The following is a 16,802-nucleotide window of genomic DNA, read 5'->3' as shown; positions in this document are numbered from 1 at the left end:
CACTCAGACGAGTGATCCGTTCCCGGGTGGTTGCCCGGGACGCTTCCGGGAGGAAACTTGAGTACAGCCACCGAGCCCCGCCACCGCACGGGCTTAGGCACGGACGGCATCCGCTACGTCCACACGCTCGGCCCGCAGGGGACGAACCTCGAAGCCGCCGCCCATGAATGGCTGCGCCGCCGGGGGGTCGCGGGGGAGGTAGCACTCCACGCGTCGCTCGAGGAAGCCCTCGAAGCGGTGCCCGACGACGGAGAGCACGCGCTCGCGGCCTGCGCCGTCTATCCGGCGTTGCACACCCTGACCTTCGGCAACCTGCACCGGCTGCACATGGTCGACAGCTTCATCATGCCGACGCACAACATGGTCCTGGCCAGCACGGGAACGGACGCTCCGCTGACCGTCTCCACGCACCCCGCCCCGGTGGGACTGGTCCCGCCGCAGGCCGAGTCCCGGCTGGTGCTCAGCAATTCCCAGGCGGCCATCGACTGCGCCGCCGGCCTGAGCGAGGGCTGCATCACCACGATCGTCGCGGCCGAGCGGCACGGGATGCGCGTCCTCAGGGACTTCGGCCCGGTGCCCATGGTCTTCACCATCCACCAGGTGCTCGCAGCGTGCGCGCGGCCGGACACCGCGGGAGCAGCGCTGTGACGACCAGTGCCCCGACGAGTGCCCCGATCGGTGCCGCCTCGCGCAACGAGGCGAAGGACCTCACCGGATCCCTCATCCCCAAGGTCAACCGGTTCCGCCTCCGCCAGGCCGACGACGGCACGGTGACGGCCCCTCAGGCAGCCGATCGTGAACTGCTCGCCGAGATCCGCGACGAGGCAACCGCCTGGTACGCCCGTAACGGGCGGGCCCGCCAGGCCGAAGCCCTCGTGGCGGACGTGGACGGCTGGATCGCCGCGGGCCTGGACTCCGCGCCCGACTTCGCCCGCTCCCGGGACGCGCTCGAGCCGCCCGTGGACGGTGAGCACGTGTTCTTCCTGGCTCCCGCGCAGACCACCAACAGCGTGCCGCCCGTCGGCAAGCGCCTGGACTGCTTCTTCGCACTGCGCAAGGAACCCGACGCGCTGCCGCAGCTGGCCACGTCCTTCCCGCACCCCAAGAACAACTGCCAGTCCCTGGTGCTCGTCGCGGGCAGCCACGGGTTCGCGCACGGCAACTGCATCGTGTTCTTCCCCGAGAACGTGGCCGCCTCCGACAAGGTCGGAGAGCAGCCGTACGCGATGTTCTTCTACAACAAGATGCGGAAGATCCACGAGACCTACGCCCTGCCGGGAGCCGAGGCGGTCCTCACCGCCGAATCCGTACCGCGGGCCTCGTCCGGCCTGGCTCCGGAGGTCTGCTTCGAGGCCCGTGCGATCTGGGGATATCTGCACGACTCCATGCACTACCAGGGCCGCTGGCCGTTCGACCAGCACATCACTCTGAAGATGAACTGGTTCGTCGGGCTCCTGGAGGAGACCAAGGTCGACGCCAAGACCGTCCTCGCCTGCGCGGACGGCGGGGTCCCGTTCGCGCGGGAACAGATCGCCATGATCCTGCTGGAGCGCGTCTTCCGGTACCCGCAGGCCGACGACGCGACGCGCAACTTCGACTCGGGCACCGGGGTCTTCCTCTACTCCTGGCTGCGCGCCCACGACGCGCTGACCGGGTCGCCCGAGGCCGGCGGCCTGCTCCACCTGGACTGGGACAAGACCCTCCACGCCCTGCGTGAGTACGTCGCCACCGTCGAGCGGCTCGAGGACCACGTACGCACCGACGACGAGTACCGGGCCGAGGCCAGGGAACTCGTCCGCGCGTACCTGCCCGCGGGCGAGGCGAAGCAGCGGTTCCGCTTCACCGAGGACCAGAGCGTCCTGCTGCGGGCCAAGCAGACGCTGGCCGGGCTGCCGCCGCTGCGGTTCGCGGACGCGGAGTGGTGAGTCTGCGCCATGAGCGGTGAGCGTCGTGGGAGGGGCGTCCTCGGCACCCCTGCCCTGTCCTGCCTGATGGTGCTGCTGCTGGCGACGGGATGGGTGGTCTCCGGCAAGCTGGTCAGCGACACCCCGCCGCTCGCGGTGGCGGCCGGCCGCACCGGGGCGAGCTTCGTCGTCATCAGCGCGATCTCCGCGCTGCGGCCCCGGACATGGACGGCGATCCGGGTCACCGGCGGCCGCCGCGGGGCCGTGGTGCTGCTCGCGTTCCTGGGCTTCTTCGCCTACTACACGGGCACCCTGCTGGGCATCGACCGGATGGGTGCCTCCCGCGTCGGCCTCGTGGTGTCCCTCCTCCCCTGCATCACCTTCGTGATCGGCATCGTGGCCTTCCGGGAACGGGCGGGCACCCGCCGGGTCCTGGGAACGCTGCTCGCCGTCGCGGCGGCCCTCGGCTACGCGCTGGAAGACGGCCCGGCGCGGGCCGGCGCCGGAACCGGAGTACTCGTCGCCGGGGGCCTCTTCGCCCTCGCCGGCACGTTCGCGTACGCCCTGTACGGCTACGTCTACCGCAAGCACATGGCCGACGTCCCGCCGCTGGCCGCCCTTCCGGCGGTCACCGGCGCGGGCACGGTCATGCTCGGGGCGGCCGCGGCCGTATGGGTCTCGCTGGGCGACATCAGCGCCGCCCAGTGGGCCGGGGTCGCCGTGCTGGGCGCGGTACTGACGGCGCCCGTCTTCGTCATCTCCCATGAACTGATCCTTCGCAAGGGCCCCCTGTTCACCTCCTCCGTCGCACTGGTGGTGCCGTTCCTGGTGCGCCTGGGGGAGTGGGCGTGGGGTGAGGCGGAGGCTCCCGGCCCCGCCTCGGTCCTCTTCCTCGCACTCTGCTCGGCGGGCGTGTGGATGACCGTCGCCCCGGTCCGCGTGCCGGCCACGGAGGAAGACCGGCCCCTGAGCCCGCCCCAGACCGAAAGAAGCACATCGTGACAGAGCCACACCCCCCACGCCCCACCGTCGTCCTCGTCTACCAGCGCACGTCGCTGCCCTGGATCTTCGAGGGCGCGCAACGGGCCGGGATCGACATCGTCCTGGTCCCGCGCCCCGACGAGTCCCTCTCCCCGGACCGTCTGCCGCCCGCCGTGGTGGAACTGCTCCCCCTGGACGTGGAGGGGGATCCGGCCAAGGCCCTCAGCGTCCTGAAGCAACGCCACGAGAGCGCCCCGTTCGACGGCATCACGACGCTCTACGACCCCGCGGTGCCCTTCGTCGCCGACGTGGCAGAGGCCCTCGGCCTTCCGGGTCTGGGCCGCGAGACGGCCCGGGCCGTGCAGGACAAGCGGATCATGCGCCGCCGGCTGGCCGAAGCGGGCCTGAACGTACCCGGCTTCCTCACCGTGGACGACCCGGGCGCGCGGACCGACGCCACCCGCCTCACGTTCCCGGTGGTGGTCAAGCCGGCCAACGGCTTCTCCAGCCTCGGCGTGACCAGGGCCGACAGCCCGGAGCAGCTCGCCGCCGTGGTGGACGAGGTGTGGGAGGTCTGCCGGAACGGTCTGAACCACGTCGCGGGGCTCGTCGTCGAGGAGTACCTGGACGGCCCGGAATTCGCCGTGGAGTCCCTCGCACACCGCGGCGGGGTCCAGGTGCTGTCCATCGGCTACAAGGGCGAGCCGGCCGGCCCGCACTTCGAAGAGGGCGTCTACCGGGCCCCGGCCGCGCTCCCGCCCCACGTCCAGGAGGCCGTGGTGCGCGAGGTCGTCGCCGCCCACCGCGCCCTCGGGGTGACCGACGGGCCGACCCACACCGAACTGCGGCTGCGCGGCGGCGAGCGTCCCTACCTGCTGGAACTCGGCGCCCGCATCGGCGGCTCCGGCGTCTCCCACTACATCGCCGAACACGTCACCGGAGCCGATCTGGCCGCGGACGCCCTGCGCGTCGCCGCCGGGCTCGGCCCCGCCCCCCTGCCCGGACCGCCGGCGCAGCCGGCCCGGGCGACCGGTGCGGCCGCCAACTACATCGTGCCCTGCGGCGGCTCCGGACGGATCACCGCCCTCCACGGCCTGGACGAACTGGCCGCGGACCCCCGGGTGGACCACATCGTCCAGATGCTGCATCCGGGTGACGTCGTACGGCCCTACCCCGAGTTCACCGGCTATCCGGCGTTCGTCCTCTCCCACCACCCTTCCACCGAGGACGCCGAGGCGTTCCACCGCACCATCGAGGAGATCGTCCGCATCGAATACACACCGGTGGAGGGCGCCCAGTGACCGCACCGGCTCTCGACGACCGTGACGGTCACATCTGGCTGGACGGCCGGTTCGTCCCCTGGCGGGACGCCCGCCTGCACGTGCTCAGCCACGGTCTCCACTACGGCGGCGGCGTCTTCGAAGGAGAACGCGTCTACGACGGTCACGTCTTCAAACTGACCGAGCACTCGCAGCGGCTGCACGCGTCGGCGCGTGAACTGGGCTTCGGCATCCCCTTCTCCGTCGCCGAGCTGGACGAGGCGACGCTCGGACTCGTCGCCCGGCAGGGCATCGGCGACGGCTACGTCCGGCCGGTGGCGTGGCGGGGCAGCGAGCAGATCAGCGTGGCCGGTGCGGGCACCTCCGTCCATGTCGCGATCGCCACCTGGGAGTGGCCGCACGTCTTCTCGGCCGAGGCCAGGAACAGCGGCATCCGGCTGGGGACCTCGCGCTGGCGGCGCCCGGCGCCGGACACCGCGCCCGTCCGGGCCAAAGCGGCCAGCCTGTACAACATCTGCACCCTGGCACGGGACGCCGCCGACGCCGCCGGCTTCGACGACGCGCTGCTCCTGGACTACCGGGGACTCGTTGCGGAGGCCACGGGAGCCAACCTCTTCCTCGTGGCGGGGGACGAACTGCACACCCCCACCGCGGACTGCTTCCTCGCGGGCATCACCCGGGCGACCGTGCTCGATCTCGCGCGCGAGGCCGGAATCCGCGTCGTCGAACGTCATGTCCGGCCCGAGGAGCTGGGCGGGTTCGACGAGTGCTTCCTCACGGGCACCGCCTACGAGGTGCAGCCCGTCCGGTCGATCGACGCGCACGAGTACCGGGTGGGCAGGACGACGACCGCCCTGATGGAGGCGTACACCGAGCTGGTCCACTCGGCGAACCGGGCCACCGCCCTCCGCTGAGTGCTGCCGGGGCCGGCCGGGCAACGTCCGGCCCCGGCGAACCCGCCGCCGAGCGGCGCGCGCCGCGTCCCCGTCCGGTCACGATCACCTTCGTGCGGTGCGTCCTCGACGAGAGCGGCGTGCCAAAACGCGGCGCGCGGACCTGCATGGGCCACACTCGAGGGCGCACGGGCCCGGATACACCAAGCCCCGCCGGGGGTATGACTACCGCCACCGCGGGGGCGCGTGACCCGGATCCCCACCGACCCGAAGGGGCGTGCGCACATGCCGGACCACACGATCGGTGACACCGCGGACCGCGTCGAGCTCGCTCCCGGCGAGGTCCCCTCCGACGGCCGCTTCGCCAATCCCGACCTGCTGCCCGTACCCGTCGAGGCCAGGCGCTGGACGACGTACAACTTCACGGCCCTGTGGGTCGGCATGGCGCACAACATCCCCTCCTGGCTGCTCGCCTCCGGGCTGGTGGCCCTGGGGATGGACTGGAAGCAGGCCGTCTTCACCATCGCGCTGGCCAACCTCATCGTGCTGGTGCCGATGCTGCTGACCGGGCACGCCGGCCCCAAGTACGGGATCCCGTTCCCGGTGCTGGCCCGGGCCTCGTTCGGGGTGCGCGGGGCCAATCTGGCCGCGCTGATCCGGGCCGCCGTGGCCTGCGCCTGGTTCGGGATCCAGACCTGGATCGGCGGGTCCGGGATCTACGTCCTGCTCGGCGAGATCTTCGGGGGCTGGGCGGGGGCGGAGAAGATCGCCGGGCAGCCCTGGCCGCTGTGGTTGTGCTTCGTCCTCTTCTGGGCCCTCGAACTCGCCATCATCTACCGCGGTATGGAGACCCTGCGGCGCTTCGAGAACTGGGCCGCGCCCTTCGTCATCGTCGGCGCGCTCGTGCTGCTGGTGTGGATCGGGGTGAAGGCGGGCGGGTTCGGCGAGCTGCTCGACCAGCCGTCCAAGCTCGGCTGGGGCGAGGACTTCTGGCCGGTCTTCTTCCCGTCGCTGATGGGAATGATCGCCTTCTGGTCCACGCTCTCGCTCAACATCCCGGACTTCACCCGCTTCGGTGCCGGCCAGCGCTCCCAGATCCTCGGACAGACGCTGGGGCTGCCGACGACGATGACCCTCTTCGCACTGCTGTCGGTATTCGTCACCTCCGGCTCGGAGGCGGTGTACGGGACCCCGATCTGGGACCCGGTGGAGCTGGCCGCCAAGGCGGACAGCGCCTTCGGCCTGCTGTACGCCCTGGTCACGGTGCTCGTGGCGACGATCTCGGTGAACATCGCGGCCAACGTCGTCTCCCCGGCGTACGACCTGGCCAACCTGGCCCCCCGCCTGATCAACTTCCGCAGGGGTGCGCTGATCACGGGCGTGGTCGGCGTACTGATCATGCCGTGGAAGCTGACCTCCACCCCCGAGCTGTACATCTTCACCTGGCTCGGCCTGGTCGGCGGCCTGCTCGGCACGGTCGCCGGCATCCTCATCGCGGACTACTGGATCGTGCGGCGCACCCGGCTCGCGCTGCCCGACCTGTACCGGGAGGGCGGGCCGTACTGGTACACGGGCGGCTGGAACTTCCGGGCGCTGGCGGCCTTCGCGGTCGGCGGGGTGCTGGCCATCGGCGGCTCCCACTCCGCCCCCGGCAAGGGACCCTTCCCCGAGGAAGGCCTGATCCCTCTCCTGAAGCCGCTCGCGGACTACGGCTGGGCGGTGGGCGTGGCCTCGTCCTTCCTCCTGTACACGGCCCTCACACCCAGGGAACACCCCGACCACTGACGCCCCGGCCCTTGGCCGGGGCACCCGGAGTCCACCCGGAGTCCAGCCGGCGGACGCCGATTGTCGGTGGGGTTTGTCAGCCGGGCGTGGTGTGATGGGGGCATGATCGAAGAGTTCCTGGCCCAAGACCTGTCCGCAGTGGAAGAAGCGGTCCGCAAGGCGGCGGCGGTCGAGATCATGCCGAGATTCCGGCAGCTCGCCGAGCACGAGGTGGACCAGAAGAGCGGTCCGCACGACCTGGTGACCGTCGCCGACCGCAAGGCCGAGGAGCACCTCACGGCGTCGCTGACGCACCTGCTGCCGGGCTCCGCCGTGGTCGGCGAGGAGGCCGTGCACGCCGACCCGACCGTGTACGGGGCGCTGCGCGCCGACGCGCCCGTCTGGATCGTCGACCCCGTCGACGGCACCCGGCAGTTCGTCGCCGGCGACCCGGCCTTCTGCACCCTGGTGGCCCTGGCCCACCGCGGGGAGATCCTCGCCTCCTGGACCTTCGCCCCGGCGCTGGACGAGCTGGCGACCGCCGTGCGCGGGCAGGGTGCCTACGTCAACGGCGAGCGGATCCACAGCGGTTCGCCGGAGCCGGGCGCCGCGCTGCGCGTCGCCATGGCCCACCCGCTGTACACCTCCGACCAGGACAAGCGGACCCTGGCCCGCCTCGACGTGCCCGGGGTCGCCGCCCGGCCCTGCGGCTCCGCCGGCCTGGAGTACCTGAAGGTGGCCCGCGGCGAGATGGACGGCCTCGCCTTCACCTGGCCCTCGGCGTGGGACCACGCGGCCGGCCTGCTGCTGGTCGCCGAGGCGGGCGGCGCGCAGAGCACCGTCGCTGGGGTCCCCTTCCGGGTGGACCGGGACAACGAGCTGCCGTTCGCCGTGGGGCGCGACGAGGCCACGACCGCACGGATCCGCGACCTGCTGCGCGGGGCGTAACACGGTCCGACCGGGCCGAGGCCGGGGCCCTGCTGGACGGGCCGAATATCCTGGAGGCGCAGCCGCCGCCGGACGAAGGAGTCTCAAGGTGCCGTCGATTCTCGATGTGGTCGTGGTGGGGGCGGGGCCCAACGGGCTGACGGCCGCCGTCGAGCTGGCCCGGCGCGGCTTCTCGGTGGCCGTGTTCGAGGCCGCGGAGACGGTCGGCGGCGGGGCCCGTACCGAGGAGCTCACCCTCCCGGGCTTCCGGCACGACCCCTGCTCGGCCGTGCACCCGCTCGGCATCGGCTCGCCGGTGTTCGCCACCATGCCGCTGAAGCGGTACGGCCTGGAGTGGCTGCACGCCCCGCTGCCCATGGCGCACCCGTTCGACGACGGCACGGCAGCCGTGCTCTCCCGCTCCGTCTCCGAGACGGCGGCCTCCCTCGGGCCGCGCGATGCGGGCACTTACCGGCGGCTGGTGCAGCCGTTCCTCGGCAAGTGGGACACCCTCGCCCGGGACTTCATGTCCCTGCCGTCGACCGCCCTGCCCCGGGACCCCGTCACCCTGGCCCGCTTCGGACTCGCCGGACTGCCGCCCTCCACCTGGCTGCTGAACCGCTTCCAGGACGAGCCGGCGCGGGCGCTGCTCGCCGGGCTCGTCGCGCACGTCATCGCCCCGCTGGGCGGGATCGCCACGAGCGCCGTCGGCCTGGTCTTCGCCCTGGCCGCACACGCCAACGGCTGGCCGATGCCGCGCGGCGGCGCACAGGCGGTCCCGGACGCCCTCGCCGGATACCTGCGCGACCTCGGCGGCACGATCCACACCGGCTTCGAGGTCAAACGCCTCGACGACCTGCCGCCGGCCCGGGCGTACGTCTTCGACACCTCGCCGACCGCGCTGGCCCGGATCGCCCGGCTGGGGCGCGTGTACGACGGGTACAAGTACGGCGCCGGCGTGTTCAAGATCGACTACGCCCTGTCCGGCCCCGTGCCCTGGACCGCCGAGGCGCCGCGCCGGGCCGGCACCGTCCAGATCGGCCCGCGCGCCCGCGACATCGACGCCGCCCTCCAGCTCGCCACGGGCGGGCGCGCCCCCCGCAACCCCTTCCTGATCACCGCCCAGCCCAGCCTGGCCGACCCCGGCCGGGCGCCCGAGGGCAAGCACGTGTTCTGGGCGTACGGGCACGTCCCCGCCGGCTGGGGCGGCAACCTCACCGACGCCGTGGAGCGCCAGATCGAGCGCTTCGCCCCCGGCTTCCGTGACCTGGTGCTGGCCCGCGCCACCGCCGGCCCGCCGGAACTGGCCGCCCGCAACCCCAACTACATCGGCGGCGACATCGCCTGCGGCGCAGCCTCCGGGATCCAGCTGCTGCTGCGGCCCAAGCTGTCCCTGTTCCCGTACACGACGGCCCACCCGGCCGTCTTCCTCTGCTCCTCGGCAACCCCTCCCGGCCCCGGCGTGCACGGCATGTCCGGGCACAACGCGGCCAAGGCGGTGTGGCGCCACCTGCGAAAGGCCTCCTGATGGTGCGCATCACCCTCGTCCAGGGCGACATCACCGCCGAGCAGGCGGACGCGATCGTCAACGCGGCGAACTCCTCGCTGCTCGGCGGCGGGGGCGTGGACGGCGCCGTCCACCGGCGTGGCGGCCCCGAGATCCTGGACGCCTGCCGGGCGCTGCGCGCCTCCCGGTACGGCAAGGGCCTCCCGACGGGCCGGGCCGTGGCCACGACGGCGGGCCGGCTCCCGGCCGACTGGGTGATCCACACGGTGGGCCCGGTCTGGTCCCGGGAGGAGGACCGCTCGGAGCTGCTGGCCTCCTGCTACCGCGAGTCCCTGCGGGTCGCGGCCGAGCTGGGGGCCCGTACGGTCGCCTTCCCGGCGATCTCGACCGGCATCTTCGGCTGGCCGATGGACGACGGCGCCCGGATCGCAGTGGAAACGGCCCGCGCAGCCGCGGCGCCGCCCGTGGAGGAGGTCCGCTTCGTCCTCTTCGACGAGTCCGCCTACGAGGCGTTCGCCCGCCGCCTCCCCTGACCGCACACGGTTGCGACGTACCGCGCCCGGCAGGCCTGCCGGGCGGACCCCGGGTGCCCAAGGGCGCAGCGTCGATACCATCACCGGGGCTCCATGGCCCGAACCGGATCGGTGTTCGCGGACACCGCAGGACTTCCCGAGGTGTCATGTACGACAGGCCCGTCCTCACCGAGGACCGCGTCCCGGCGCCCACCCAGGCTCCGGACGCAGCGCCCGAGCCCGTCCGGCTCCGCCGGACGCAGTGGTCGAGGGGTGGCGGAGCAGGGCGGGCCACCGGTGAGGCCGGGTCCGCGCGGGCGCCGCGCATAGCCGTGCTGGACGGCCTGCGGCTGCTCGCGGCACTGTCGGTCGTCCTGTTCCACTACCTCGCCGGGTCGGGAAAGATTCCCTGGCAGCGGACGGCGGTCGAGCTCTTTCCCACGCTGCACAAGGCCGCAGAATTCGGCTGGCTGGGCGTGGTCTTCTTCTTCATGATCAGCGGGTTCGTCATCTGCATGTCCGCCTGGGGCAAGTCGCTCCAGCAGTTCTGGCAGGGCCGCATCCTGCGGCTTTTCCCGCTCTACTGGGCGGCGGTCGTGCTTTCCTCCGCGGTCGCCCGTCTGGGCCCGCACACCCCCGGTGAGCAGAGGGTGACCGTCGGCCGGATGCTCACCAACCTGACGATGCTGCAGGAACCCCTCGGCGTGGACGGCATCGACAACGTCTACTGGACGCTCTGGGTCGAGCTGCGTTTCTACCTGATCTTCTCGCTGGTCGTCCTGGTGGGCACCAGCCACCGCCGGGTCGCGAACTTCTGCTGGCTCTGGGCGCTGGGCTCGGTCCTGGCGCCGGCGTCCGGCATCAAGCTGCTGGACCAGCTCCTGGTGCCCGAGTGGGCGCCCTTCTTCATCGCCGGCACGGCCTTCTACCTGATCCGCCGGGCCGGCCGGCTCGAGGGCGAGACCCTGGGCATCCTGGCGCTGTCCTGGCTGCTGATGCAGAACCGGCTCCCGGCGATCATGGAGGGGGAGGGGCACGGCATCAACTGGAAGGTCTGCCTCGCCGCGATCACCGCGATGTACCTGCTGATGGGCCTGATCGCCCTCGGCAAGCTCGACGGGATCCAGTGGCGCTGGCTTCCGGTCGCGGGTGCCATCTCCTACCCGCTCTACCTCGTGCACCAGTCGCTGGGCGTACGGGTGATCTGGCGCTGGAACGAGCAGTGGGGCGCCTGGCCGACCCTGCTCGGGGTGGTCGCGGGCGCGATGCTGATCGCCGGGCTGCTGTACCGCCTGGTGGAACGGCCCCTCCTCCCCCTGCTGCGGCGCCTGATCGCCCCGGCGCCCCGGTAATCCCCGTCGGACCTCGGGGCTTCCGGCGGAAGTGGCCGGGGGTGTCGGTGGAGGTCGCTAGGCTTCTGGGATGAGCCTTGTCGACGCGCCCACCGAGACCCCCGATGCCCTGCAGGTGCTGCACCGCGTCTTCGGATACGACTCCTTCCGCGGTGAGCAGCAGCAGATCATCGAGCACGTGGCCGGTGGTGGCGACGCGCTGGTGCTGATGCCGACCGGCGGCGGCAAATCGCTCTGCTACCAGATTCCGGCGCTGGTCAGAGACGGTACGGGCGTGGTGATCTCGCCGCTGATCGCGCTCATGCAGGACCAGGTGGACGCCCTGACCGCCCTCGGGGTGCGGGCAGGGTTCCTCAACTCGACGCAGGACCCGTACGAGCGGCAGGCCGTCGAGCAGGCCTTCCTCGCCGGCGAGCTGGACCTCCTCTACCTGGCCCCCGAGAGGCTGCGCACCGAGGGCACGCAGCGGCTGCTCGACCGGGGCACGGTGTCCCTCTTCGCGATCGACGAGGCGCACTGCGTCGCCCAGTGGGGCCACGACTTCCGGCCCGACTACCTCGCGCTGTCCATGCTGCACGAGCGCTGGCCCAAGGTGCCGCGGATCGCGCTGACCGCGACGGCGACCGAGGCCACGCACGCCGAGATCGCGGCCCGGCTGGGCCTGGCGGAGGGGGACGCCCGGCACTTCGTCGCCAGCTTCGACCGGCCGAACATCCAGTACCGGATCGCTCCCAAGAACAACCCGACGCGGCAGCTGCTGGAGCTGATCCGCTCCGAGCACGACGGGGACGCCGGGGTCGTCTACTGCCTCTCGCGCGCCTCCGTGGAAAAGACGGCCGCGTTCCTGGTGGAGAACGGCATCGACGCGGTCGCGTACCACGCGGGCATGGACGCCCGTACGCGCGCGGCGAACCAGGCGCGCTTCCTGCGGGAGGACGGCGTCGTGGTGGTGGCCACGATCGCGTTCGGCATGGGCATCGACAAGCCGGACGTGCGCTTCGTGGCGCACTTGGACCTGCCCAAGTCGGTCGAGGGCTACTACCAGGAGACCGGTCGCGCCGGCCGTGACGGCGAGCCGGCCACGGCCTGGCTCGCGTACGGCCTCCAGGACGTGGTGCAGCAGCGCAAGATGATCGACGGCTCCGAGGGCGACGAGACGCACCGCCGCTCGCTGGCCGCGCACCTCGATGCGATGCTCGCGCTGTGCGAGACGGTCGAGTGCCGCCGGGTGCGGCTGCTGGCGTACTTCGGGCAGGCGGCCGCCGGGCCGTGCGGCAACTGCGACACGTGCCTGACGCCGGCCGAGTCCTGGGACGGCACGGTCGCGGCGCAGAAGCTGCTGTCCACGGTGTGGCGGCTGGCCAAGGAGCGCCGGCAGAAGTTCGGCGCCGGCCAGATCATCGACATCCTCCAGGGCAAGAAGACGGCCAAGGTCATCCAGTTCGACCACGACGCCCTGTCGGTCTTCGGGGTCGGGGCGGATCTGAGCACCGCGGAATGGCGCGGGGTCGTACGCCAGCTGCTGGCCTCGGGGCTGCTGGCGGTCGAGGGGGACTACGGGACGCTGGTGCTCACGGACGCCAGCGGCGAGGTGCTGGGCGGCCGCCGCAGCGTGCCGATGCGCAAGGAGGCGGCGCCGGCCCCGGCGTCCCGCAAGTCCTCCGGCTCGGGCTCCGGCTCCGGGAAGGCCGGGCGGGTCCCGGCCGACCTGCCGGCGGCGGCCGTGCCGGTCTTCGAGGCCCTGCGCGCCTGGCGGGGCGCGACGGCGAAGGAGCAGGGCGTGCCGGCGTACGTGGTCTTCCACGACGCGACGCTGCGGGAGATCGCGACCCGGCTGCCCGCCACCGCCGAGGAGCTGGGCACGATCACCGGCGTCGGCGAGGCGAAGCTCGCCAAGTACGCCGAGGGGATCCTCGAAACCCTGGCCCAGACCGGTGCCACCGCGGCCCCGTCGTCCCCGCCCCCGCCCCGGGCGGCGGCGCCGGAGCCCGCAGCCCCGCACGCCGACGAGGAACCGCCTTTCGACTTCGACGAGACGGACCCGCCCTGGGACGACTGGGAGTAGCCCGGGCTGGAGGCGCTGAGCCGTGAACCGGCCCGCGTCGGCCGCCACGCCGGAGCAGTGGAGTCCGCGCTGGTCGCGGTGAGCGCCGAACCGCTGCGCGAAAGCGCCCAGCGGGCCCTGATCGAGGCCCACTTGGCGCAGGGCAACCTGATCGGGGCGATGCGCGCACCTACGACACGTACCGCGACCTCGTGAAACGCGAACCCGGCGTGGAGGCGGGGCATGAACTCTCCGGCGTGACACGCAACTTGTGCCGCTCCGCCACCCGCACCCGCGAGGTGGTGGCCGCCCGCGTGCGCCGCGCCTGATCCAGGGCCAAGCTGGTGGCATGAGCGACGACCGGCCCGGCCGGCGCAGTACGGAACTGCGGCTGGCCCTCGCGATGCGCGGCGGGGTCAGTTGCGCCGTATGGACGGGCGGGGCCTGTTGCGAGACGGCGGCGCTCCGGGCGGCGGCCGGGCGGCAGCCCGCCCCGGAAGCGGGCGTCTACGCAGGGCTGCTGGACTCGTGCGGATACGAGGACGTCGACATCGACGTCCTCGTCGGAACCGGCGCCGGGGGGATCAACGGCGTCCTGCTGGCCTGCCACCTCGTGTACGGGATGCCCTTCGGCCGGGGCGTACGGGACCTGTGGCTGCGCCTGGGCGACCTCGAAGGACTGCTGCGCCGCTCCACACCCTTCCACGTGCCGGCCTCGCTGATGCGGGGCGACGAGGTCCTCTACAGGGAGCTGCGCGGTGCGCTGGGCCGGCTCGTCGACGAGGCCCCGCAGGACCGGCGGGCGCCCGCCTCGCTGCAGCTCGTCCTGACGGCCACCCGGCTGCGGCCGCGCCGGGACCTGGTCCGGCCCGCCCTCGGACGGCCGCTTCCGGTCGGGCGCTCCCAGGCCTGGTTCCGCTTCCGGCACCGCGGCGCCCTGACGGACTTCCCCGACGACGTCACGGGCGCGGCCCGGGAGACGGCGCTGGACCGGCTGGCGTACGCGGCGCGGACCTCCGCCTCGTTCCCGGGAGCCGTCGAACCGGGCCGGGTGTACGTCGGGAACGGCGCCCAGCCCTTCGAGGACCCGCCCCGGGTGGACATGCGCGGTGTCAGCAGCGAGAGCGGCCACCCCGACGAGGACCTGAACGGCTGCGCCGAACTCGTGGACGGCGGGCTGCTGGAGAACATTCCCGTCGCCTGGGCCGTACGGGCGGCCGCCGGGGCCCCGGTGGCCCGCAAGGCCGACCGCCGGCTGCTGTTCCTCCGGCCGGTGCCCCCGTTCCCGCCGCCTCCCGAGCCGGGCGGCAGCCGGGGCGTCACCCGGCTGGTGCGGACGGCCGCGAAGTCCCTGGCCGTGAAGGCCGGCTCGGAGTCCCTGCGCGAGGACGCCCTGGGACTGCGGGCCGCCGAGGCCGAGGCCGAGCAGCAGCGGGCCGTCCTCGCCGTGCTGCCCCCGACCCTCACCGAGCTGTACCACGCGGCGATGGCCCGGCTTGACCCGTACGCCCGCGCGGTCGGCCGGGCGGAGGCGCAGCGCCTGATCCGGCTGCTGGCGGACCCGGCGGAGGCGACCGGCCCGGACGAGCTGCCGCTGCCCGCGGGCCCGGGGCCGCTGCAGGCGCTGGACGGGAGCGCCGCGGAGGGCTCGGCGGCCCTCTTCGCCCGGCTGCGCCGGGCGGCGGACGGCCTGGCGGTGGGGCCCGGCACACTGCCCGGCCCGGGGTACTCGCCGCTGGCCTTCGCGCGTACCGTACGGCTGCTCATGGACTGGCTGACGGCCTACGAGTCCGGTGCCGGTCCGGTGTACGAAGAGCTGGTGGAGGCGTACCGGACACGGCTCCTCGCCTGCCGCTCCGCCGTCGCCGCCCTGACCGCCGCCCGGGACCGGCTGCTGCTCGGCCGCTACCGGGCCGCCCTGTCCCCGGGGCTGATGCCCACCGATCCCACCGCCCCGTACGGCGAGGCGACCCGCCTGCTGGGCGCCCTCATGCCGCCCGTGCCCTCGCCCGGGGCCGCGCCCGCGCACTGGGAGACCTGGACGGCGAACCTGGCGACGGCGGTCTGCGCCGGCTCCCTGCCCGAGGTCCCCGCGACCGGTCCTGCGGCGGTCCCGGAGGGCTTCGGCCACCTGTGGGAGCGGCTGGCGGACCTGGGCCAGGAGATCGGCCTGGACCTGAGCCCCGACGTCGACGGCTACGAGGCGCTCCACGCGGCCGCCCGCGGCGCCGGCCCGCCGATGGGCGAGGCGCTGGCGTACGCCGAGGTGCTGCTCGGCCCGCTGCGCCCCGATCCGCTCGCCGACGGCGCCGACATCGGCTTCCACACCGTCTCGGCGGCCGAGCCCAGTTGGGCCACGCGCACGGTGCTGCCGCACGTGGCCCCGGACTCCCCGCAGGACCTCGTCGGCGCCAAGCTCAGCGGCAATCGGCCGAACGGCCTCACCACGCTCCTCAGCGCCCGTCGGCGGATGAGCGACTGGACCTGGGGCCGGCTCGACGGGGCCGCCGCCCTCGTGTCGGTCGTCGCCACCGACGAGCGCCTCCACGACGCCTTCGGGGACCCCGCGGACCTCACGGCCCTCGGCGAGGAGATCGCCGGGGAGATGGCACTCGGCCCGCCGTTCACGGAGCTCTGGGCGCAGGACGTCACCGCCCGGCCGGACGTGGCCCCCTGGGACCGGGTACGGGACGTGCTCACCGCGGTCCGCCAGCACGAGGTCCTGCACGAGGAACTGCCGCTCCTCGCCGAACTGCACCGCAAGGGCTTCCGCGGCGGCAACCTGCCCCCGGAGTCCCCGCCGAACCCGCCGGGCCTGCCCACACGGGCCGCGTTCGACGCAGCCCTGACGTCCTTCCGCGAGATCGGCGCCGAGGACGCGGGCCGGCTGCTCCGGGCACGGGATCCGCGGCGGGCGGCCCTGCGCACCGGGCTCGTCGCCTGGCAGGCCCTCCAGCCCACGGGCCGGGCCGGGGCCCGCCTGGTACAGGGCCTCCTCGGCGTGCTGAAACCCCTGGTCTGCCTCCCGGTGCTGGTCGGGGTGCTGGCACCCGTACCGGCCCTGTGCGCGGCCGTGCTGCTGTGGACGGGCATCGCCTTCTCCACCGGCCACTGGTCCTCGCTCCTGGGCCACGTCCCGGTCTGTCTGTACGCCATGGTCGCCCTGGCGGCACTCGTCCGCCAGCGGATCCGGCCCGCCCCGCTGCGCGTCCCCGCCCTCCTGGTCGCGCTGGCGGGACCGCCCGTCGCCCTGTGGCAGCTGCGCGGCCTGCACACCCCGGACGTGGGCGACGGCGCCCGCACCCTGATCGTCGGGGCCGCGTTCGCCCTCGCCGCCGCGGCCGTGCTGTACGTCGGCACGGACCGGTGGGCGCTGCTGCCCGGGGCCGCCGCGGCCGCGGGAGTGATCGCCGGCCTCGTCCAGTTCGGCCGCCCCGGGCTCGGCGGCTGGTGGGCCGCCCTCATCCTCTACGCCGTCCTCTCCTGGATCACCTTCGTCCTTCCGTGGCTGTACCCGCGGGAGCCCCTGGCCCGGTCCGGGGCCGCGGGCCTCTACACCGGCCGACGCAGCGCCCCGCGCCGATCGCTCGGATAGGGTGAATCGGTAGGAATCAGGCCCCCCGGGGTGAGGTCGGTGC

Annotated in this window: 13 protein-coding genes; all 13 read left to right on the top strand. The window is 73.4% G+C overall.

Going from position 1 to position 16,802, the window contains the following annotated elements; all coding sequences use genetic code 11:
• Positions 1–57 precede the first annotated feature (57 nt).
• The 13 genes from IF09_RS0106970 (at position 58) to IF09_RS0106910 (ending at position 16,759) form a co-directional block, all read left to right on the top strand.
• Positions 58–648, top strand: coding sequence for a bacilysin biosynthesis protein BacA (locus IF09_RS0106970; protein ID WP_199920409.1), 591 nt, complete (start codon positions 58–60; stop codon positions 646–648).
• Positions 645–1,925: a DUF6421 family protein gene (locus tag IF09_RS0106965; RefSeq protein ID WP_051832178.1), complete on the top strand. Its 1,281-nt coding sequence runs from the start codon at positions 645–647 to the stop codon at positions 1,923–1,925. Before IF09_RS0106970 ends, IF09_RS0106965 begins: the two co-directional genes overlap by 4 nt.
• Positions 1,926–1,934: 9 nt before the next feature.
• Positions 1,935–2,906, top strand: a complete 972-nt coding sequence (locus IF09_RS0106960) for a DMT family transporter (protein ID WP_078613099.1) — start codon at positions 1,935–1,937, stop codon at positions 2,904–2,906.
• Positions 2,903–4,186 carry an ATP-grasp domain-containing protein gene (locus IF09_RS0106955; RefSeq protein ID WP_030292991.1) on the top strand — a complete coding sequence of 428 codons (1,284 nt, stop codon included), beginning with the start codon at positions 2,903–2,905 and terminating at the stop codon, positions 4,184–4,186. The genes IF09_RS0106960 and IF09_RS0106955 overlap by 4 nt, the downstream gene beginning before the upstream one ends.
• Positions 4,183–5,079: a branched-chain amino acid aminotransferase gene (locus IF09_RS0106950; protein WP_030292990.1), complete on the top strand. Its 897-nt coding sequence runs from the start codon at positions 4,183–4,185 to the stop codon at positions 5,077–5,079. The genes IF09_RS0106955 and IF09_RS0106950 overlap by 4 nt, the downstream gene beginning before the upstream one ends.
• Before the next feature lie 264 nt (positions 5,080–5,343).
• Positions 5,344–6,843 (top strand): NCS1 family nucleobase:cation symporter-1, encoded by a 1,500-nt coding sequence (locus IF09_RS0106945; protein ID WP_030292989.1) that lies wholly within the window; start codon positions 5,344–5,346, stop codon positions 6,841–6,843.
• 102 nt (positions 6,844–6,945) lie between these two features.
• Positions 6,946–7,770 (top strand): inositol monophosphatase family protein, encoded by an 825-nt coding sequence (locus tag IF09_RS0106940; protein WP_030292987.1) that lies wholly within the window; start codon positions 6,946–6,948, stop codon positions 7,768–7,770.
• 88 nt (positions 7,771–7,858) lie between these two features.
• Positions 7,859–9,277, top strand: a complete 1,419-nt coding sequence (locus tag IF09_RS0106935) for a phytoene desaturase family protein (RefSeq protein ID WP_030292985.1) — start codon at positions 7,859–7,861, stop codon at positions 9,275–9,277.
• A complete protein-coding gene (locus IF09_RS0106930) occupies positions 9,277–9,789 on the top strand; it encodes an O-acetyl-ADP-ribose deacetylase (RefSeq protein ID WP_030292984.1) in 513 nt (170 codons plus the stop codon). The genes IF09_RS0106935 and IF09_RS0106930 overlap by 1 nt, the downstream gene beginning before the upstream one ends.
• 146 nt (positions 9,790–9,935) lie before the next feature.
• A complete protein-coding gene (locus tag IF09_RS0106925; RefSeq protein ID WP_051832157.1) occupies positions 9,936–11,120 on the top strand; it encodes an acyltransferase family protein in 1,185 nt (394 codons plus the stop codon).
• A 70-nt stretch (positions 11,121–11,190) separates the two neighbouring features.
• Positions 11,191–13,185: a DNA helicase RecQ gene (gene recQ / locus IF09_RS0106920; protein ID WP_030292981.1), complete on the top strand. Its 1,995-nt coding sequence runs from the start codon at positions 11,191–11,193 to the stop codon at positions 13,183–13,185.
• A 6-nt stretch (positions 13,186–13,191) separates the two neighbouring features.
• Positions 13,192–13,380 (top strand): BTAD domain-containing putative transcriptional regulator, encoded by a 189-nt coding sequence (locus IF09_RS44470; protein ID WP_106975000.1) that lies wholly within the window; start codon positions 13,192–13,194, stop codon positions 13,378–13,380.
• A 133-nt stretch (positions 13,381–13,513) separates the two neighbouring features.
• On the top strand, positions 13,514–16,759 hold the full coding sequence (locus tag IF09_RS0106910; RefSeq protein ID WP_030292979.1) for a patatin-like phospholipase family protein: 3,246 nt from the start codon (positions 13,514–13,516) through the stop codon (positions 16,757–16,759).
• Positions 16,760–16,802: the final 43 nt, after the last annotated feature.

This window comes from Streptomyces katrae (assembly GCF_000717655.1).
Classification (GTDB): Bacteria; Actinomycetota; Actinomycetes; order Streptomycetales; family Streptomycetaceae; genus Streptomyces; species Streptomyces katrae_B.
This window is presented reverse-complemented; position numbering and strand designations above follow the sequence as displayed.

Bases quoted from the DNA above. Each gene is read 5' to 3' on its own strand.
- IF09_RS0106960 (WP_078613099.1), top strand. From the start codon at position 1,935: ATGAGCGGTGAGCGTCGTGGGAGGGGCGTCCTCGGCACCCCTGCCCTG.
- IF09_RS0106945 (WP_030292989.1), top strand. From the start codon at position 5,344: ATGCCGGACCACACGATCGGTGACACCGCGGACCGCGTCGAGCTCGCT.
- IF09_RS0106940 (WP_030292987.1), top strand. From the start codon at position 6,946: ATGATCGAAGAGTTCCTGGCCCAAGACCTGTCCGCAGTGGAAGAAGCG.
- IF09_RS0106930 (WP_030292984.1), top strand. From the start codon at position 9,277: ATGGTGCGCATCACCCTCGTCCAGGGCGACATCACCGCCGAGCAGGCG.
- IF09_RS0106925 (WP_051832157.1), top strand. From the start codon at position 9,936: ATGTACGACAGGCCCGTCCTCACCGAGGACCGCGTCCCGGCGCCCACC.
- recQ (WP_030292981.1), top strand. From the start codon at position 11,191: ATGAGCCTTGTCGACGCGCCCACCGAGACCCCCGATGCCCTGCAGGTG.
- IF09_RS0106910 (WP_030292979.1), top strand. From the start codon at position 13,514: ATGAGCGACGACCGGCCCGGCCGGCGCAGTACGGAACTGCGGCTGGCC.